This window comes from Streptomyces sp. TSRI0107 (assembly GCF_001905845.1).
In the GTDB taxonomy this organism is placed as follows: Bacteria; Actinomycetota; Actinomycetes; order Streptomycetales; family Streptomycetaceae; genus Streptomyces.
Genome location: NZ_LIVZ01000012.1, coordinates 127,557 through 145,301 on the forward strand (window position 1 = coordinate 127,557; position 17,745 = coordinate 145,301).

18 protein-coding genes are annotated in these 17,745 nt (G+C 72.9%); 6 read left to right on the forward strand and 12 right to left on the reverse strand.

Features of this window, described 5'->3' with window-relative positions; all coding sequences use genetic code 11:
• Positions 1-4: 4 nt before the first annotated feature.
• Entirely contained in the window at positions 5-355 is a 351-nt protein-coding gene (locus AMK31_RS29785) for a DUF488 domain-containing protein (protein ID WP_073943792.1), read from the reverse strand.
• Between the two features lie 124 nt (positions 356-479).
• On the opposite strand from AMK31_RS29785, the gene AMK31_RS29790 reads away from it, so the two are divergent.
• Positions 480-935: a DUF6098 family protein gene (locus AMK31_RS29790; protein WP_073943793.1), complete on the forward strand. Its 456-nt coding sequence runs from the start codon at positions 480-482 to the stop codon at positions 933-935.
• Between the two features lie 6 nt (positions 936-941).
• Here AMK31_RS29790 and AMK31_RS29795 read toward each other — a convergent pair whose 3' ends face one another.
• Positions 942-1,190, reverse strand: coding sequence for a WhiB family transcriptional regulator (locus tag AMK31_RS29795; RefSeq protein WP_073943952.1), 249 nt, complete (start codon positions 1,188-1,190; stop codon positions 942-944).
• Between the two features lie 99 nt (positions 1,191-1,289).
• Positions 1,290-2,192 carry a LysR family transcriptional regulator ArgP gene (locus AMK31_RS29800; RefSeq protein WP_073943794.1) on the reverse strand — a complete coding sequence of 301 codons (903 nt, stop codon included), beginning with the start codon at positions 2,190-2,192 and terminating at the stop codon, positions 1,290-1,292.
• Between the two features lie 93 nt (positions 2,193-2,285).
• Here AMK31_RS29800 and AMK31_RS29805 point away from each other — a divergent pair, with 93 nt between their 5' ends.
• Complete coding sequence (locus AMK31_RS29805; protein ID WP_073943795.1) at positions 2,286-2,903, forward strand: LysE/ArgO family amino acid transporter; 618 nt, start codon at positions 2,286-2,288, stop codon at positions 2,901-2,903.
• A gap of 84 nt (positions 2,904-2,987) precedes the next feature.
• Entirely contained in the window at positions 2,988-4,328 is a 1,341-nt protein-coding gene (locus tag AMK31_RS29810; protein ID WP_073943796.1) for an MFS transporter, read from the forward strand.
• A 9-nt stretch (positions 4,329-4,337) separates the two neighbouring features.
• Here AMK31_RS29810 and AMK31_RS29815 read toward each other — a convergent pair whose 3' ends face one another.
• The 3 genes from AMK31_RS29815 to AMK31_RS29825 form a co-directional block, all read right to left on the reverse strand.
• A complete protein-coding gene (locus tag AMK31_RS29815; RefSeq protein ID WP_073943953.1) occupies positions 4,338-4,784 on the reverse strand; it encodes a cyclic nucleotide-binding domain-containing protein in 447 nt (148 codons plus the stop codon).
• A gap of 289 nt (positions 4,785-5,073) precedes the next feature.
• The gene (locus AMK31_RS29820; RefSeq protein WP_073943797.1) at positions 5,074-6,546 is read right to left on the reverse strand and encodes an aminotransferase class I/II-fold pyridoxal phosphate-dependent enzyme; all 1,473 of its coding nucleotides are present in this window, start codon (positions 6,544-6,546) and stop codon (positions 5,074-5,076) included.
• Positions 6,547-6,575: 29 nt separating this feature from the next.
• On the reverse strand, positions 6,576-6,806 hold the full coding sequence (locus tag AMK31_RS29825; RefSeq protein ID WP_073943798.1) for a hypothetical protein: 231 nt from the start codon (positions 6,804-6,806) through the stop codon (positions 6,576-6,578).
• Between the two features lie 151 nt (positions 6,807-6,957).
• Between AMK31_RS29825 and AMK31_RS29830 the strand changes: the two genes are divergently transcribed.
• Entirely contained in the window at positions 6,958-7,401 is a 444-nt protein-coding gene (locus tag AMK31_RS29830) for an ATP-binding protein (RefSeq protein ID WP_073943799.1), read from the forward strand.
• Positions 7,402-7,649: 248 nt separating this feature from the next.
• The gene (locus tag AMK31_RS29835; RefSeq protein ID WP_073943800.1) at positions 7,650-8,537 is read left to right on the forward strand and encodes a SigB/SigF/SigG family RNA polymerase sigma factor; all 888 of its coding nucleotides are present in this window, start codon (positions 7,650-7,652) and stop codon (positions 8,535-8,537) included.
• A gap of 94 nt (positions 8,538-8,631) precedes the next feature.
• Here the strand turns inward: AMK31_RS29835 and AMK31_RS29840 are convergent, their stop codons facing one another.
• From AMK31_RS29840 to AMK31_RS29850, 3 genes are all read right to left on the reverse strand, one after another.
• Entirely contained in the window at positions 8,632-10,008 is a 1,377-nt protein-coding gene (locus AMK31_RS29840) for an NAD(P)/FAD-dependent oxidoreductase (RefSeq protein ID WP_073943801.1), read from the reverse strand.
• 111 nt (positions 10,009-10,119) lie between these two features.
• Positions 10,120-10,554, reverse strand: a complete 435-nt coding sequence (locus tag AMK31_RS29845; RefSeq protein WP_073943802.1) for an ATP-binding protein — start codon at positions 10,552-10,554, stop codon at positions 10,120-10,122.
• A gap of 107 nt (positions 10,555-10,661) precedes the next feature.
• Positions 10,662-12,569, reverse strand: coding sequence for an AMP-dependent synthetase/ligase (locus AMK31_RS29850; RefSeq protein WP_073943803.1), 1,908 nt, complete (start codon positions 12,567-12,569; stop codon positions 10,662-10,664).
• Between the two features lie 153 nt (positions 12,570-12,722).
• On the opposite strand from AMK31_RS29850, the gene AMK31_RS29855 reads away from it, so the two are divergent.
• Positions 12,723-12,956 (forward strand): DUF6480 family protein, encoded by a 234-nt coding sequence (locus AMK31_RS29855; RefSeq protein WP_073943804.1) that lies wholly within the window; start codon positions 12,723-12,725, stop codon positions 12,954-12,956.
• Here AMK31_RS29855 and AMK31_RS29860 read toward each other — a convergent pair.
• From AMK31_RS29860 to AMK31_RS29870, 3 genes are all read right to left on the reverse strand, one after another.
• Entirely contained in the window at positions 12,946-14,043 is a 1,098-nt protein-coding gene (locus tag AMK31_RS29860) for a glutamate--cysteine ligase 2 (RefSeq protein WP_073943805.1), read from the reverse strand. The genes AMK31_RS29855 and AMK31_RS29860 overlap by 11 nt on opposite strands.
• Positions 14,044-14,122: 79 nt before the next feature.
• Positions 14,123-16,345: a 1,4-alpha-glucan branching enzyme gene (gene glgB / locus AMK31_RS29865; RefSeq protein ID WP_073943806.1), complete on the reverse strand. Its 2,223-nt coding sequence runs from the start codon at positions 16,343-16,345 to the stop codon at positions 14,123-14,125.
• A gap of 4 nt (positions 16,346-16,349) precedes the next feature.
• Positions 16,350-17,741, reverse strand: coding sequence for a maltokinase N-terminal cap-like domain-containing protein (locus AMK31_RS29870; protein WP_073943807.1), 1,392 nt, complete (start codon positions 17,739-17,741; stop codon positions 16,350-16,352).
• Positions 17,742-17,745 lie beyond the last annotated feature (4 nt).

Genomic DNA, 17,745 nt, shown 5'->3' on the forward strand with positions numbered 1-17,745 from the left:
GCCCTCATCGCTCCAGCAGCCGGGCCAGCACCGCGGCGTGGCTGTGCTCGGGGGTCTTGACGGCCGTCAGCAGTGTCACCGGTCCCTCGCGCACCCACCCGCGGGCCTGGTCGAGGAGGCCGGCCGCCTCGGGTGCGGCCAGCTCCGCCTCGTAGCGGCGGGCGAACTCCTCGTACGATCCCTCGCCCGCGTGGTACCAGCGGCGCAGCTCGGCGGACGGGGTCAGCTCCTTCGGCCACTCGTCGACCCCGGCCGCGTCCTTCGCCAGGCCGCGCGGCCACAGCCGGTCGACCAGGACGCGGACGCCGTCGTCGGGGTCCTGCGGTTCGTAGACACGACGCACACGCACGCTCACGCGCGGACCTCCCTCGGGTGACGGCTGTGCCGGGAGCGTAACCCGGGAGAGGATCATCCGCCCGATTCCGGTCGCACCGAGCGGGGTACCCCGTTCGCCTGACGGCGAAGAGGGAGGTCACGCCATGAGCGCCTGGGACGACCTGCCGGTCGTACGCACGCTGGCCGAGCTGACCGGGCTGGTCGAACAGCGGCAGGGCGGGCTGTACGTCCGCTGGTCCAGGGGGCCCGAGGCCGATCTCGCCGAGGTGTCGAGCACCGATGAACTGACCGGCGTGCCCATGCCCGGACTGTCGGCCAACCCGCTCGACGTCGAGGACTGGTGGCAGGACCGCTCCGTACGCCTGTGGGTGGCCCGCAGACTGTACGACTACTCCCATCTGCCGCACGACAAGGGCCCCGGCGTCCGGCCGTGGGTGCTCGCGGGCGAGGAGAGCGGGCGGGGTCCCGACAACGAACCCCTCGTGCGAGAGGTGCGCCCGCTGTGCCGCCTCGACGACCGGGTGATCGAGGAGGCACGCGAGGAGGTGACCCGGCAGGAGCACGAGTGGGGCCCCCTGCGAAGGGGGGCCCACGGCTGACGTTCCTCAGCGCGAGGCTCGGCGGCCCGCGCGTCGTTGCAGGGCCCGGCGCTCGGTCTCGTTGGTGCCGCCCCACACTCCGAGAGTCTGCCCGGAGTCGAGCGCGTACTCGAGGCACGGCTCGCGGACGGGGCACCGCCGGCAGACCGCCTTCGCCTGCTCGGCCTGCACCAGCGCCGGTCCCGAGGTCCCGATCGGGAAGAACAGATCGGGATCCTCGTCGCGGCATGCGGCCTGATTGCGCCAGTTGGTCATGACGTCACCCATGATCTAAGTCGGCTGTAGTCGTCCATGTCGTTGCTGTGCTCGGTCCCGGGTCACCGGTGGGCACGGAGTGAAACGCGGGCAGTGCGCTCAGCACGGAGGCCGCAGCGCCTCGGCGGCCGTCGCGGTCACCGCGCGGGCGACCGCGGCGAGGGCGGGGGAGTCCAGCTTCCACTGCTGCCAGTACAGCGGGACGTCGACCCGCCGGTCCGGCGCGAGATGGGTCAGACGGCCGCTCAGCAGCAGCGGCTCCGCCTGCACCTCCGGCACCATGCCCCAGCCCAGTCCGGACGCGACGGCCTCGACGAACCCCTCCGAGGTCGGCACGGAGTGGCGCAGCGGTCCGGCGCCGGCCCGGCCGCGCCGCAGCAGCCGCACGAACCCGTCCTGGAGGTCGTCGCGCCGGTCGAAGACGACGACCGGCGCCTCCGGCAGCGTCTCGTGCAGCGGCCCGCCGAGATGCCGCGCGGCGAAGGCGGGGTGGGCCACGGCGACGTACCGCATGGTGCCCAGCGCCCGCACCGAGCAGCCCGTCACCGGCTCGGACGACGAGGTCACCGCCGCCATCACCAGGCCCTCGCGCAGCAGCACCGCCGTGTGGTCCTGGTCCTCGCGGCGCAGTTCGAAGCAGAGCCGCAGGTCCTCGGGGACCCGGGTGAGCGCGGTCAGGAACCAGGTCGCCAGCGAGTCGGAGTTGACCGCCACCGACACCCGGGTCGGCTCCCCGGCGCCGCTCAGACCCAGCTCGGCGCGGGCGTCCCGCTCCAGCCGGACCAGCTGCCGGGCCAGTCGTACGACGATCTCGCCGGACTCGGTGGGCCGCACCGGCTTGGTCCGCAGCAGCAGCACCCGCCCGGTCCGCTGCTCCAGCGCCTTCACCCGCTGGCTGACCGCCGACGGCGTCACGTGCAGGGCGGCGGCGGCCGCGTCGAAGGTGCCCTCGTCGACCACGGCGAGCAGGGTGCGCACCTGGTCGAGGGGGAGTTCCGGCATTCCGGGCGACAGTGGTGAGGTCTTCACACCTGCTAAAGATACGTAAGAATCTTTAGCTTTACGCACGGCCGGGCCCTGCTTAGCGTCGACGTCATGTCCGCAGCTCTGACCGCCGCCGCCACCGGATTCGGCACCGGCCTCTCCCTGATCGTCGCCATCGGCGCCCAGAACGCCTTCGTCCTGCGCCAGGGCGTGCGCAAGGAGGCGGTGTTCGCCGTCGTCGGCATCTGCGCCCTGTCCGACGCGCTGCTCATCGCGCTCGGCGTCGGCGGTGTCGGGGCGGTCGTGGTGGCCTGGCCGGGCGCGCTGACCGCGGTGGGCTGGACCGGCGGCGCCTTCCTGCTCGGCTACGGCGCACTCGCCGCCCGGCGGGTGCTGCGTCCCGGCACGGCGGGGCTGCGCACGGAGGGGGAGGCCGCGACCTCGCGCCGCCGGGCGGTGCTCACCTGCCTGGCGATGACCTGGCTCAATCCGCACGTCTACCTCGACACCGTCTTCCTGCTCGGCTCGATCGCCGCCGACCAGGGGCCGCTGCGCTGGACGTTCGGCGTCGGGGCCGCGTTCGCCAGCGTGTGCTGGTTCGTCGCGCTCGGCTTCGGGGCGCGCCTGCTCGGTCGCTGGCTGGCCAGGCCGACCGCGTGGCGGGTGCTGGACGGGCTGGTCGCGGCGACGATGATCGTCCTGGGTGTCTCGCTCATCGCCGGAAGCTGAGATCACCTGCCGGACACTCGTCCAGTCCAGGGCTGGAATAGTGACCCCGAGCAAAGAAAGATGTAGTCGACAACCAGGGGCCCAGTGGACACCGGCGAGAGCAGCACCGATCAGCAACCTTCCAACCGGGCCGATGCCCAGGCCCAAGCTCAGGCCCCGGCCCCGGCCCCGGCCTCGGCCGAGCCACCCCGCCGGGGCTGGCGCCGCTGGGCGATGGACACCCGCCCGCTGCGCCGCCCCGCCTACCGCCGGCTGTGGACCTCGACCATCGTCACGGCCGTCGGCAGCCAGCTGACGGCCGTCGCCGTGCCCAAGCAGATCTACGACATCACCGGCTCCTCCGCCTGGGTCGGCTACGCCAGCCTCGCCGGGCTGCTGCCGCTGGTGGTGTTCGCGCTGTGGGGCGGCGCGGTGGCCGACAGCGTGGACCGCCGCAAGCTGCTGCTGGTCACCAACTCCGGCATCGCCGTCACCTCGCTGCTGTTCTGGGTGCAGGCGGTGACCGGCTTCGAGTCGGTCGGCGTGCTGATGGTGCTGCTCGCCCTGCAGCAGGCGTTCTTCGGGCTCAACTCCCCGGCGCGCACCGCGTCCATCGCCCGCCTGGTGCCCGCGGAGGAACTGGCCGCCGCCAACGCGCTCGGCTCCACCGTGACACAGACCGGACTGGTCGCCGGGCCGCTGCTGGCCGGCGCCCTCATCCCGGTGGTCGGCCTGCCCGAGCTGTATCTGATCGACGCCGTGGCGCTCTGCGTCACCGTGTGGGCGGTCGTGCGGCTGCCCGCCCTGCCGCCGCTCGGCGGCCCGGCCGTCCGGCGGGCGGGGCTGCGGGAGATAGCCGCCGGGTTCCGGTACATCGCCCTGCACAAGGTCCTGCTGCTGTCCTTCCTCGCCGACATGGTCGCGATGGTCCTCGGCATGCCCCGGGCCCTGTTCCCGCAGCTCGCCGCCGAGACCTACGGCTCCTACGGCGAGGGCCTGGCCCTCGGGCTGCTGTTCGCGGCGATCCCGGTCGGCGCGGTGGCGGGCGGGCTGTTCTCCGGGACGTTCTCCCGGGCCCGCCGGCACGGGCTGATGGTCATCGGCGCGGTGGTCGCCTGGGGTGTCGCGATCACCGGGTTCGGGCTGAGCCGCAGCCTGTGGATCGCGGTGGCGTTCCTGGTGCTGGCCGGGGTCGCGGACATGGTCTCGATGGTGTTCCGCGGGGCGATCCTGCTGTCCGCCGCCACCGACGAGATGCGCGGGCGCATGCAGGGCGTCTTCACGGTGGTCGTGGCCGGCGGCCCGCGCCTCGCGGACGTCCTGCACGGCACCGCGGGCTCCGCCTTCGGCCCGCGTACCGCCGTGGCGGGCGGCGGTCTCCTCGTCGTCGTGGTGATGCTGGCCCTGGCCGCGGTGAGTCCGGCGCTGCGCCGCCACCGGGTCTGAGGGCCGGGACTACCGCCGGCGCATGGTGTACTGCTCCATCAGCTGGCCCCGGGTCATCTCCAGCCGGTGGGCGAGGATCTCGGCGACGATCCGCACCAGCGACATGCCGAGCTGCGGATCCTCCTCGCACAGCGCGAGCACCGGCTCCGCCTCGAACTCGTAGGCGCGTACGGGACTGAAGGCCTCGGCGCCGAAGTCCCACCGGTGCGGCGGGAACAGCCAGGACCAGCCGAGCAGGTCGCCGGCGCCGAGACTGGCCACGGTCACCCGTTGCAGCGACGTCACCCGCTGGTCCAGTGACACCGCGCCGGAACGGATCACCCAGAACCGGTCGGCGATGCCGCCCGGCTCGAAGATCCGGGTGTCCTCCGGGAAGGACACCTCCCGGGCGAGCGTCATCAGACGCGCCCGCTGCGGCGGAGGTAGGGCGGTCAGCAGTTTCGTCGCTCTCGTCATGACGCGGTGCTCCTCGCCGGCGCTCGGTTCGGGTGCGTTGCCTACGCCCATTTCAGCCGCTGCGGCCGCCGGGAGCACCTTGGCGGACCGGGGATTTCCGCCGGGGAGACATAAAAGGGCCCTGGCTGGACGGGGGACACCAGCCAGGGCCGTAGCGGTGGCGGAGGAGGATGCCATCGACCCCGTCACCACGTATGTATGAACGATAAACCATCTTTGGGTGTTCCCCGTACCCCAAAGCGGGCCACGTGACCTGTTTCACTCGTGTTGCAGCCGTGTTACCCGCGTTTCACGTGGTCGCCACCACGCGGATCGTCCTCAGGGACGGGTCCGCGGCGTCCGGCAGGTTCATCCCCGCCTCCCGTCCCGTGGCCAGATACCGCAGAACGGGCTCGCGCAGCCGCTCACCCGGCAGCACCGCCGGGATCCCGGGCGGGTACGGCGTGATCATCTCGGCGGCGATCCGGCCGTCCGCCTCGCCGAGCGGCACCGCCTCGGCCGGACCGAAGAACGCGTCCCGGGGCAGCATGTCCTGTGCCATCCGCAGCTCGGCCGGCTCCGGCACCGCCACCCGGGGCGCCTCGCCCAGCTCCGGCACGGCCCGCACCAGCTCCTTCAGCGCGGACAGCAGCTCGCCCGCCGTCTCCCGGTCGTCGGCGTGGGTGAGCTGTACGCCGATCCGGCGGTGGTCGGTGAGATGGGCTTCCACGTTCCGCCGCTCACGCAGCCAGTCCGCCGCCTGGTACCCGGTGATCCCCAGCCCGGTGACGTCGATGACGCAGGGCAGCGGGTCGAAGTCGTCGGCCAGACCCGGCCCGCAGTAGTCGGCCCGGTCGTCGACGTGCAGGCCGTCGATGTCCTCGACGGCCGCCCGCACCTCGGCGGCCAGCTCCAGCGCGGCGCCCATCAGCGCCCGGCCGTGCAGCACCATCTGCCGGCGCCAGCCGTCCATCCCGGCGTAGATCAGCACCGACGGACTGGTCGTGCTCAGCAGGCCGGCCCGCATCCCCAGCAGCTCGGGGGAGACCCGGTCACCCTGGAGGTGGAACACCGAGCCCTGCTCGAGCCCGCTGCCCATCTTGTGGATGCTGGTCACACAGATGTCGGCCCCGGCGTCCATCGCCCACGACGGCAGCTCGGGATGGAACGGCAGATGGGCGCCCCACGCCTCGTCGACGATCAGCGGCACCCCGCGCCGGTGACACACCTCGGCGACCGCCCCCAGGTCGGCACACCCGCCGTACGGCGTCGGACTGGTGACCAGCGCCCCCTTGGCGTCCGGATGCGCGGCGAACGCCTCGTCGAACGCGGCGGCGGACGGCGGATGCGCGAGACGCCGTTCGACGTCCCAGCGCGGTTCCACCCACACGGGTTCGATGCCGGACAGGATCAGCCCCGACACCACCGACTTGTGCGCGTCCCGCCCGATCAGCAGCTTCTCGTGCGGGCCGGCGACGGCCAGCATCGCCGCCTTCACCGACAGGGAACTGCCGCACGTGCTGAAGAACGTGTGGTCCGCGTGCACCGCGTCGGCCATCAGCTCCTGGGCCCGCTCCAGGACCTGGCCACGGTTCAGCCGGTCGTCGAGACCGCCCGAGGCCAGCACGTCGCCGAGGAACACGGCGTCCCCCAGCACCTCCCGCACCTCGGGGTCCGCCCCGCGGGCCTGCTTGTGTCCCGGCGGCGTGAAGGACAGACGGCCGGAACTCCGGTACTCGCCGAGGGCCTCCAGAACGGGCGCCCGGGTGTGATCGACTGACATGGCCTACGGGTGCCCGGCGCCGGCGCGTGTCATTCGGGCGGTCGCTCCTCTCCGTGTTTGCCGGGCGTGAGGATCTCGTCCAGCACCCCGACCACCGTCTCGTAGGCCAGGGCGCGCACGGCGGCCTCACGGGCCCCGTCCGGCTCGTCCGGCCCCAGGGCGTCACCGCGCTGCCGCCACGCGCGCTGCTCCCGAAGCGCCCACGCCCTGCCGCGCTGGATGCGCCGCACCAGTTCGTCTGAGTCCACGACATCGGTCATGGCGTCCGCGTACCCCGGCAGAAGGCGTCGATGGCGGGCCGGAAACGGCGACAACGGGTTTGCGCCGCCCGTCAAGGGTGAGCCGAAAAGTGGGGGGAATCGGGCGGAATCGTCCGGCATCCATCCTCGAAACACTCAGGGAGCGAGGAACGTGAGCATCCAGCACTCGACCGAACCCCGAGGCGAGACCTCCGGTCCGATCGGACCCGTCCGCGCGGGCGGATGTCTCCCCGCCGATGTGCGCGGGGCCGTCCGGCGCGCGGTGGCGCGGCGCTGCATGGCCACCGGCGCGCGGTGCGACAAGGACGGCCTGGCGGACGCGCTGCTCGTCGCCTCGGAGCTGACGACCAACGCCATCCTGCACGGCGGCGGTGTCACGGACGTGGCCGTCGACGTCGTCGAACGCGGAGTGCGGGTGTCGGTCAGCGACCGCAGCGACCGGCGGCCCGTGACGAGGCCGGCGCTCGACGCGCGCGGGCGCCGGCGCAGTGGCGGCCGCGGCTGGCCGATCGTGTGCCGGCTGTCCCGGGACGTCAGCGTCACCGGCCTGCCCTCGGGCGGCAAGCGCATCACCGCCGAGGTGGACGTCTTCTGAAGACCGCTCGTCTTCTCACGGACGCCCTGCGCGAGGCCTCTTCCGAACGGTGCGCGGGCTTCCCGTGAACGGCCCGTGTTTGTTCTCACGACGGCAGGGCAGGCGCATTTTCGTGCTTCGGACCGGAGGCGCGCCAGCGGGGAGTGCTGTGTGCTCCGGGGCCGTCAGGTCGGCCGGACCAGCACTTTTCCCGCGGTCAGTTCAGTCCCGTGACAGTCGCTGAGAAGACCGTTCAGGAGCGATTCCGCATGCGCATCGACATGTCGACCAGCAGCACCACCACCTCCGGGCCCTCCACCGCGCAGAACCGACGGACCCACGACGACGCCCCCGAGACCGCCGAACTCTTCGCCCGGCTGGCCGAACTGCCGGACGGCCCCGAGCGGGACGCCCTGCGCGACGAACTCGTCACCGCCTGGCTTCCCATGGCCCACCGGATCGCGGGCCGGTTCCGCGACCGGGGCGAGTCCGTGGAGGACCTGCGTCAGGTGGCGGCCCTCGGGCTGGTGAAGGCGGTCGACCGCTACGACCCCGAACGCGGAGCCTTCGAGAGCTACGCCGTCCCCACCATCACCGGCGAGGTCAAGCGCCACTTCCGTGACCGGATGTGGGCGCTGCGAGTGCCGCGCCGGGTCCAGGAACTGCGCAACAAGGTGCGAGTGGCCCGACGGGAACTCGCCCAGAGCCCCGGCACCCGTGAGCCCACGGTCGCCGACATCGCCGCCCACACCGGCCTCACCGAGGAGGAGGTCGGCACGGGCATGGAGGCCCTGGAGAGCTTCAGCACCCTTTCCCTCGACGCGGAGCTGTCCTCCGACGACGACGGCTACAGCCTCGCCGACACCCTCGGCGCCCCGGACTCCTCGTACGACGTCGTGGTGGACCGCGAGTCCGCCAAGGAGTGCCTGCGCAACCTGCCCGAACGTGAACGCGCCATCCTCTACATGCGCTTCTTCGAGGACATGACGCAGAGCAGGATCGCCGACCGGCTCGGCATCTCCCAGATGCACGTCTCCCGGCTCATCAGCCGCAGCTGCGCCCGCGTGCGCGACGAGGCCCTGGGCCGCCGGAGCGCCGCGCGCGGCGGCACCGGCCGCGCGACCGGGTCGTGCACCGGGCGGCGCAAGCGCCGCTGACGTCCGGGTTCACACCCGGGTTCACGCCCGCGTTCTCCGGGGGACGACATGGGGGCCGGTCCTCAGGACCGGCCCCCAACCGCGTCATCCGTGATCAGGGTGTTCCCGAGGACGTCCGCTGGACCTGCTCCCGCACCTGTTCCGGCGTCAGATACGAGTCGGTGTACTCGAAGTCCTTCAGCTTGGCGGGCTTGCGGGCCTGGAAGCCGGTGCGGACGAAATCGTCGCCGGCGACCGCGTTGAGCACCCAGTTGGTCAGGACCCGGGTCTTGGCCACGTTGGTGCGCAGCGCGGACCAGTGGTAGCCGCGCGCCACGACCTGGGCGGGCAGCCCGTGCAGTTCCACGCCGAGCGGCTTGGAGACCGCGTCCTTCCCGCCCAGGTCGACGACGAGGCCGAGGTCCTTGTGGACGTACGGCTCCATGGGCGCGCCCCGCAGGGTGGCGATGACGTTGTCGGCGACCTTGCGGCCCTGCCGCATGGCGTGCTGCGCGGTCGGCGGGCAGACGGCGCCCTCCTGGCCCTTGGCCGTGTCGGGCACCGCGGCCGCGTCGCCGAGCGCGAAGACCCCGTCGTGACCGGGCAGGTTCATCTCGGCGTTGACCGCCAGCCGGCCGCGCACGGTCTCGGCGCCCAGCGTGGCGATGAGCGGGCTCGCCACCACGCCGGCGGTCCAGATCAGGGTGCGGGTGGGGACCACCCGGCCGTCGGTGAAGGTGACCTCCTCGGGGCCCGCCTTCTCGATGGACACGCCGAGCGAGATCTCGATGCCGCGCCGGCGCAGGACCTCCTGGGCGCTGCGGCCGAGTTTGTCGCCCAGTTCGGGCATGAGCTTCGGCGCGATGTCGATGAGGTGCCACTTGATCAGACGCGGGTCCAGGCGGGGATAGCGCCGGACCGCGCTGTGCGTGAGCCGCTGCAGGCAGGCCGCCGTCTCGGTGCCCGCGTAGCCGCCGCCGACGACCACGAACTGCAGCCGGGAGGCCCGCTCCGCGGGGTCCTGGCTGGCGTCGGCGAGGTCGAGCTGCGAGATCACGTGGTCGCGGATGTACGCGGCCTCGGCGAGGGTCTTCATGCCGAACGCGTGATCGGTGAGCCCGGGAATGTCGAAGGTGCGGGTGACACTGCCCGGCGCCAGCACGATGTAGTCGTAGGGCTCGTTGACGATCTCGTCGGTGATGGTGCGGATGACGCAGACCTTCGCCTTGAGGTCCACGCCGATCGCCCCGCCGGGAATGATCCGGGTGCGGTACTTGCGGCTGCGGCGCAGGGACAGCGCGATCGACTGGGGCGTCAGCACCCCGGAGGCGACCTGTGGCAGCAGCGGCAGATAGAGCTGATAGGAGAACGGGGTCACCAGAGTGAGGTCGGCCTCGTTCGGGCCGAGCCTGCGTTCCAGGCGCCGTACGCACCCCACTCCCGCGAAGCCCGCGCCCACCACCAGGATCCTGGGTCGTGTCACGTCGTTCATCCCTTCCGCGGTTTACGCATCGATCCCACCGTGTCGAAGTCCGTTGCGCCAGTCGGGCGCGGCATGCAGACGAACCGGCGATCCCGGCCCGCATGCCTCATCTCGCGGCCGTCACCACGGCAGGAACGTGTGCACGTCCTTGCCGCGGTCCCCGGTGACCACGCTGACCTGGTCGCACAGGGCGTGCAGCAGATGCCAGCCGATCCCGCCGCCGCCGGTGCTGGGCCGGAACGGCCGCGGCGCCGGCGGGGTGGGGCTGGTGTCGTGCAGCGTCACGTGCACCCCGTCGAAGGTCCGGCGCATTCTCAGCTGGAAGGGCCCGGGGGCGTACTGCACCGCGTTGGCGGCCAGTTCCGTGACCACCAGCAGAATGTCGTCCCAGTGCTCGGGTGAGGCCGGTGGCGCCACCTGCGCGAGGTCGCGCAGGAAGCCCTCGGCGGCGAGCCGCGCGCCCGTCACGTCGCGCGGCTCACCAGGAAAGCCGATGGTTCGGCTGGGGATTCCTCGGGCAGCCAGTCGGTCGTCCCACCCCGGGTCGGTCGTCATGTCGCCATTTCCCGCGTAGCTTTCGCAGGGCTCGTAGCCATCCCCTGCTTACGGCACGTGGGCGAGTTCCCCGTGGCGCACGGCCCATGCGGCCCGGACCGACGCGCTCAGCGGAACACGTCGTCGGAGTCCTCCCAGCCGTCCGGCTCAGCCGTGGCACCGAGCCGTGGCAGGGGAGCGCGTGCCGCGTACATGGCGTCGATGTCCTGCGCGTAATGCCGCACGATCGCGTCCCGGCGCAGCTTCATCGACGGCGTCAGCAGCCCGCCGGCCACGTCGAACGGCTCCGGCAGCACCTTGAACACCCGGATCGACTCCGCCCGCGACACCGCGCTGTTCGCCGCTGCCACCGCCCGCGCCACCTCCTCGCGCAGCGCGTTCTCCTCCCGCGCCTCCCGCAGCGGCGCGTCCCGCGGCAGCGCGAGCGCCGCCCGCCAGTGCACCAGGAACTCCGGGTCCAGGGTGATCAGGGCGCCCACGCAGGGACGGTCGTCGCCGATCACGACCGCCTGATGGATGAGCGGATGCAGCCGCAGCCGCTGCTCCAGCGCCCCCGGGGCGACGCTCTTGCCGCTGCTGGTGATGATGACGTCCTTCTTGCGCCCGGTGATCGTCAGATAGCCCTCGGAGTCCAGGTGGCCGAGATCCCCGGTGGCGAGCCAGCCGCCCCGCAGCGCCATCCGGGTCGCCGTCTCGTCGCCCACATAGCCGTGGAACAGCGACGGCCCGCGCACCAGGATCTCCCCGTCGGCGGCCACCCGGATCTCCGTGCCCGGCAGCGCCTGCCCCACCGTGCCGGACTTCTCCCGGCCCAGCGGCTGCATGGTGATGCCGCCGCAGGTCTCCGTCAGCCCGTACCCGTCGTGCACCTGGATGCCGATGCCCTCGAAGAAGAGGGACAGCTCACGGCTGAGCGACGAGCCGCCCGAGGTCGCCCGGCCCACCCGGCCGCCGAGCGTGGCCCGCAGCCGCCGGTAGACGGTGCGCTCGTACAGCGCGTGCTGCAGGCGCAGCTCCATGCCGGGTCCCGATCCCCGGCCGAGCCGCTGCCGCTCGCAGGCCGCGGCGAACGCCCGCGCCGTCTCGGCGGCCCGCTCGAACAGCGCCCCGCGCCCCGACCGCTGCGCGGTGCGCAGCCACGTCTTGTACAGCTTCTCGAACACCGACGGCACCCCGTAGAAGTACGTCGGCCGGAACGAGCGCAGCGCCGCCGCCAGCGCCGCCTCGCCCACCTCGGGCTCATGGCCCAGCACGATGCCGCCGCGCACGCACAGGCCCTGGATCATCAGGCCGTACACATGGGAGAACGGCAGGAAGGCGAGGACCCTGCCCTGCTCGCCCGGCGCCGCGGCCGTGTGGCCCCAGCCCGCCAGCAGGGTGTCGCAGGGGTTCGCCAGGGCGCGGTGGCTGAGCGCGCAGCCCAGCGGACGGCCCGAGGTGCCCGAGGTGTAGGCGATGACCGCGGTGGAGCCCGGCAGCACGATCCGGCGCAGCGAGTCGACCGTCTCCTGCGGGATCACCTCGCCCCGCGCGGCCAGCTGCTCCATCGCTCCGGCGTCCAGCTGCCACACGTGCCGCAGCGCCGGCAGGCCCGCGCACACCGAGCCGACCGTCATCGCCCCGTGTTCGTCCTCGACGACCACGGCCACGCACCCGGCCTCCCGCAGGATCCACTCGACCTGGTCGCGCGACGCGCTCGGGTACACCGGCACGATCTCCGCGCCCACCGTCCACAGCGCGTAGGCGAACACCGTCCACTCGTAGCGGGTGCGCGCCATGACCGCGACCCGGCGGCCCGGTGAGATCCCGGAGGCGATGAGGCCCTTCGCCAGGTCGGACACCTGGTCCCGCAGCTCCACCGCGGTCACCTCCTCCCACCGGTCGGAGGACGGGTCGGGCCGGTGCGCGGCGAGCGGCAGGGTCGGGTCGCGCTCGGCGCGTTCGAAGAGGCTGTCGGCGAGTCCTCCGGTCAGCGGGGTCGGCGTGGTCGCTGGAGCGAGTGCGAGGTCGCGCATGCGCTGCTCCTGAGGTGTACGGGCCGTGACTGCGCCGACGCGAACCGTCGGCGGCGGTGGTCGAATGTATCGGGCCTGGAGCCCGAATGGTGCCCGGACAGCCGAAGTGATCCCGGTTCGATGATCTCGGCGGGATCGGGGGACTCGGACGGTATGACTCACATCAATCCCGACCCGGAACCCGAGCGCACGTCGGGCCTCGAACCGGGCGGTGGCGTACCCCCCGGGGAGACGCCGCCCGCGGAGAGCAGCATGCCCGAGGCAGGGCCCCGGGAGACGCACAACCCGCCCAAGGGCTGGGCCAAGGGACCGCTGACGCTGATCATCGTCCTGGTGGTGCTGATCGCGGCGTTCTTCCTGGCCTACGCCCTGGTGCTCATCCTGTAGCGCCCTGCGTGCGGCGCACACAGGCGGCGACGACCTCGCGCAGACTGTCCGTGCGGGCCAGCAGTTCGCGCTGCACCCGGGCGCCGTTGCCGTCCCGCAGCAGCCGGGCGCAGCCCGCACGCGCCCGGTCCAGGTCACCGCTGTCCCGGAGCGCGTCCCCGACGTGCTCCAGCAGCGCCTCGACGACCGTCTCCGCGGGCGCGGGACGCATGGTCGAGGGGAGCAGCAGCTCGCCGGTGAGCCCGGAGCGGGCGGCCCGCCAGCCGGCCAGGCGCAGCACGCTCACCTCGGGGTCGGCCGGGGCCTGTCCGGCCCGCCAGTCGCGGGCGGCCGTCTCCACCAGCCCGCGGGCGAGGGTCGCGATCAGTGTGGCGGTCTCCGCGTCCAGGCAGACGTCCGCGACCCGTAGCTCCACCGTCGGATAGTTCCGCGACAGCCGGGCGTCGAAGTAGATCATCGCCTCGTCGAGGAGGGTGCCGGTCGCCATCATGTCCGCGATCCGCCGCCGGTACCGCTCGACCGAGCCGAACACCTCCGTCGGGCCGGCCGACGGCCAGCGCTGCCACACCCGGCTGCGGTAACTGCTGTAACCGGTGTCCTTGCCCTGCCAGAAGGGGGAGTTCGCGCTGAGCGCCGCCAGCACCGCGAGCCACGGCCGCAGCCGGTCCACGACCGCCACGCCCTCCTCGTCGGACTCCACCGCCACATGCACATGACAGCCGAGGACGAGTTGTTCCCGGGTGGCTATCCCGTACTCCCGCTCCATCCACTGATAGCGGCGGTTGGCGCCCACGGACGGGTTCACCGGCAGCGGGGACGTGGCGAGCGCCGCGACCGCGCAGCCGATGTCCTCCGCGTGCCGGGCGGCCTCCCGGCGGCAGCGGGCGATCTCGGCGCCCAGCGCCGCCATCTCCGACTGCGGATGCGTGGCGAACTCCAGCATCTGCTCGTGGAGTTCCTTCTCGAAGACGTCCTGTCCGGCGTCCTCGTGCTCCGCCCGGGCGAGCACGGCCGCGGAACGCGCCCGCGGCTCTCCGGTCTCCGGATCCACCAGGAGGAGTTCCTCCTCCACACCCACGGTGCGCAACCTGTGCCCGCCTTTCGAGGCCCCTGAGGGACGAGGGGCCCGCCCCCTCGTACGCCCCGACTGCCCCGTCGGCGCGGGTTCACACCGCCGCGGGCGTGAGCCACACCGTGGCCAGCGGCGGCAGGGTGAGCGGCAGATGGCCGTCCTCGGGCTTGACCGGGCCCGGGTTGGTGACGTCACCGCCGCCGTAGCGGGCCGCGTCCGTGTTCAGCACCTCCTCCCAGGCGACGGCGCCTTCGGGCACCCACAGGCGGTAGTCGTGGCGGACGACGGGGGAGAAGTTGCTCACCGCGAGCAGCGGGCTGCCGTCGGCGGCGAAGCGCAGGAACGCGAACACGTTGTCGTCGGCCGAGTCGCAGGCCACCCACCGGAAGCCGGACGGATCGGTGTCGCGCTCCCACAGGGCGGGACTGCGCCGGTAGCGCGCGTTGAGGTCCCGCACCAGGTCCTGCACGCCCCGGTGGTCACCGGAGGCACAGTAGCCGGGGTCCAGCAGCCACCACTCGGGGCCGTCCGGCTCCGACCATTCGCCGCCCTGCGCGAACTCCTGCCCCATGAACAGCAGTTGCTTGCCCGGGTGGGCCCACATGAAGCCGAGGTAGGCGCGGTGGTTGGCGCGCCGCTGCCACCAGTCGCCGGGCATCTTGGAGACCAGGGCCTGCTTGCCGTGGACGACCTCGTCGTGGGAGATCGGCAGGACGTAGTTCTCGCTGTACGCGTAGACCATCGAGAAGGTCATCTCGTGGTGGTGGTACTTGCGGTGCACGGGCTCCTTGCTCATGTACTGGAGCGAGTCGTGCATCCAGCCCATGTTCCACTTGAGCCCGAACCCCAGCCCGCCGCTGTCGGTCGGCCGGGTCACCCCGCCCCAGGCGGTGGACTCCTCGGCGATGGTCACCACGCCCGGCACCCTGCGGTACACGGTCGCGTTCATCTCCTGCAGGAACCCCATGGCGGCCAGGTCCTCCCGCCCGCCGTAGGCGTTCGCGCTCCACTGGCCGTCCTCACGGGAGTAGTCCAGGTAGAGCATCGAGGCGACCGCGTCCACCCGCAGCCCGTCGATGTGGAACTCCTCGCACCAGTACACGGCGTTCGCGACGAGGAAGTTGCGCACCTCGGTCCGCGCGTAGTCGAACTCGTACGTCCCCCAGTCGGGGTGCTCCGCCCGCTGCGCGTTCCCGGGTTCGTACAGCGGGTCCCCGTCGAACCGGGCCAGCGCCCAGTCGTCCTTCGGGAAGTGCGCCGGCACCCAGTCCATGATCACGCCGATGCCCGCCCGGTGGCAGGAGTCGACGAAGTACCGGAAGTCGTCCGGGCTGCCGAGCCGGGAGGTCGGCGCGTAGTAGGACGTGACCTGGTAGCCCCAGGACCCGCTGAACGGATGCCCGGCGACCGGCATCAGCTCCACATGGGTGAACCCCATGTCCTTGACGTAGGCGGGCAGCTCCTCGGCGAGCTGCCGGTACGACAGCCCCGGCCGCCAGGACGGCAGGTGCACCTCGTACACCGAGAACGGCGCCTCGTGCACCGGCCGGTCCCCGCGACGCGCCAGCCACTCCTGGTCGCCCCACTCGTAGCGCGACGACGTCACCACCGACGCCGTGTCGGGCGGCACCTCCGCCTCCCGGGCCATCGGGTCGGCCTTCAGGAACCGGCCGCCGTACTGCGAGGTGATCTCGAACTTGTACCGGGTGCCCTCGCCGACCCCCGGCAGGAACAGCTCCCACACCCCGGACGCGCCCAGCGACCGCATCGGGAACGCGGTCCCGTCCCAGTGGCAGAAGTCCGCCGCGACCCGCACCCCGCGCGCGTTCGGCGCCCACACCGTGAACCGGGTGCCCGTCACGCCCTGGTGGGTCATCGGCTCGGCACCGAGCGCCTTCCACAGCTGCTCGTGCCGGCCCTCGCGGATCAGGTGCAGATCCAGCTCGCCCAGCGCCGGCAGGAACCGGTACGGGTCGTGCGTCTCCTGCTCGCCGTCCCCGTACGACACCAGCAGCGTGTACGCCGGGATCTCCTCGTGCGGCAGGACGACCGAGAACAGGCCGTCGCCCTCCGAGACGAGGGGATGGCGTTCCCCGCCGACCAGCGCGGTCACCGACTGCGCGAACGGACGCAGCGCCCGCACGGCGCACCCGCCCGGCACGGGATGCGCGCCGAGCAGGGCGTGCGGGTCGTGATGGGACCCGGACAGCAGCCGGCCGCGGTCGGCCGGGTCGAGCGGCGGGGCCGCCCCGCCCGGCCGGTGCGAGGGCGGGAGCGGGCCGGAGGCCTCGGGGAGTGAGGTGTCGCGCAGCGCCACGGTGTCAGTCTCCTCTCACGGCGAGTCGTTCGATCGCCGCCATCGGCACGGGGAGCCAGTCCGGACGGTGTCTGGCCTCGTAGAGCACTTCGTACACGGCGCGGTCCGTCTCATAGGCGCGCAACAGGCCGTGCTTCTTGCGCGGATCCCACCCGGCCCGGGCGGCGTAGCCCGCGCAGTACGCCTCCCGGCAGCGGCGCGCCCACTCGGGGCGCCAGGGCCGGCGCTGCCGGGCCGCGTAGTCGAAGGAGCGCAGCATGCCGGCGATGTCCCGGACCGGGGACTGGGCGCTGCGCCGCTCGGCGAGCGGCCGGGACGGCTCGCCCTCGAAGTCGATGACGAACCACTCCCGCCCCGCCCGCAGCACCTGACCCAGGTGCAGATCGCCGTGGATCCGCTGGGCCGGCGGCCCCGGATCACAGGTCGTGAGCGCGCTGAACGCGCCCCGCAGCCCCGGCACGAACGGCCGCAGCGCCGGCACGCTGTGCGCGGCGGCGTCCAGCCGCTCGGCCATCGCCGCCGCCGTCCGCCCGTTCTCGCCGGGGGCGCCGGTCGGGAACGCCGCGGCCAGCGCCAGATGGACGTCCGCCGTGGCCCGGCCCAGCTCCCGGGCGTGCCCGGTGAAGTCCGCGCCGGTCGCCAGCGCGTGCAGGCCCAGCGTCCAGCCGTCGGAGGCGTCCCGCAGGAACGGCTGGAGCACGCCCAGCGTCGCGGGCTGCGGCTGGGCGGTGTGGAACCACGCCACCGGCGCGGGCACCCGCTCGCACCCCTGCCCGGCCAGCGCCACCGGCACCTCCAGATCCGGGTTGACGCCCGGCTGGATGCGCCGGAACACCTTCAGGATGAACTCGTCGCCGTACACCAGCGAGGAGTTGGACTGCTCGGCGTCCAGCACCCGCGGCACCAGCCCCGCGGGCACCGGCTGGGCCGGGTCGGCCTCGAAGCGCAGCGGGCCCGCCGAGCCCGGGTGCCGCAGCCGCTCCAGCAGCAACTGCGCCGAACGGGGGTCCAGGAGGGCGTCGTAGACCGTCAGACCGGCCAGCGGACCGTCCTGCGCGCGCCCGATCAGGGCCCGGCCCAGGCGCGGCGACGGATGTTCCTGGACGCCCAGGAACAGCTGGTAGATGTCCCCGGGCGGGGGCGTGCCGCCGGGGGCGGGGACGCCCGCGTGGCCGCCGTGGCCGCCCGCGTGACCGGCGTGCACCAGCAGGTGCAGACAGCCCGGGAACAGCTCGGTCAGGGACAGCAGGCTCAGGTCCGTGACGGGACGGTCCTTGCCGGCGAACCACCGCTGCCTCGGCAGCCACGCCCGCAACAGCCCGTCGAGCGAGGCCATGGGCCGGGTGAGCCCGGCCCGTCCGCTGTCGCTCGGTCGGAGGGATGCGGTCTTCGTCATGGTG

Bases quoted from the DNA above. Each gene is read 5' to 3' on its own strand.
- AMK31_RS29835 (WP_073943800.1), top strand. From the start codon at position 7,650: ATGCGCATCGACATGTCGACCAGCAGCACCACCACCTCCGGGCCCTCC.
- AMK31_RS29815 (WP_073943953.1), bottom strand. From the start codon at position 4,784: ATGACGAGAGCGACGAAACTGCTGACCGCCCTACCTCCGCCGCAGCGG.
- AMK31_RS29795 (WP_073943952.1), bottom strand. From the start codon at position 1,190: ATGACCAACTGGCGCAATCAGGCCGCATGCCGCGACGAGGATCCCGAT.
- AMK31_RS29820 (WP_073943797.1), bottom strand. From the start codon at position 6,546: ATGTCAGTCGATCACACCCGGGCGCCCGTTCTGGAGGCCCTCGGCGAG.
- AMK31_RS29845 (WP_073943802.1), bottom strand. From the start codon at position 10,554: ATGACGACCGACCCGGGGTGGGACGACCGACTGGCTGCCCGAGGAATC.
- AMK31_RS29855 (WP_073943804.1), top strand. From the start codon at position 12,723: ATGACTCACATCAATCCCGACCCGGAACCCGAGCGCACGTCGGGCCTC.
- AMK31_RS29840 (WP_073943801.1), bottom strand. From the start codon at position 10,008: ATGAACGACGTGACACGACCCAGGATCCTGGTGGTGGGCGCGGGCTTC.
- AMK31_RS29825 (WP_073943798.1), bottom strand. From the start codon at position 6,806: ATGACCGATGTCGTGGACTCAGACGAACTGGTGCGGCGCATCCAGCGC.
- AMK31_RS29790 (WP_073943793.1), top strand. From the start codon at position 480: ATGAGCGCCTGGGACGACCTGCCGGTCGTACGCACGCTGGCCGAGCTG.
- AMK31_RS29805 (WP_073943795.1), top strand. From the start codon at position 2,286: ATGTCCGCAGCTCTGACCGCCGCCGCCACCGGATTCGGCACCGGCCTC.
- AMK31_RS29800 (WP_073943794.1), bottom strand. From the start codon at position 2,192: ATGCCGGAACTCCCCCTCGACCAGGTGCGCACCCTGCTCGCCGTGGTC.
- AMK31_RS29850 (WP_073943803.1), bottom strand. From the start codon at position 12,569: ATGCGCGACCTCGCACTCGCTCCAGCGACCACGCCGACCCCGCTGACC.
- AMK31_RS29870 (WP_073943807.1), bottom strand. From the start codon at position 17,741: ATGACGAAGACCGCATCCCTCCGACCGAGCGACAGCGGACGGGCCGGG.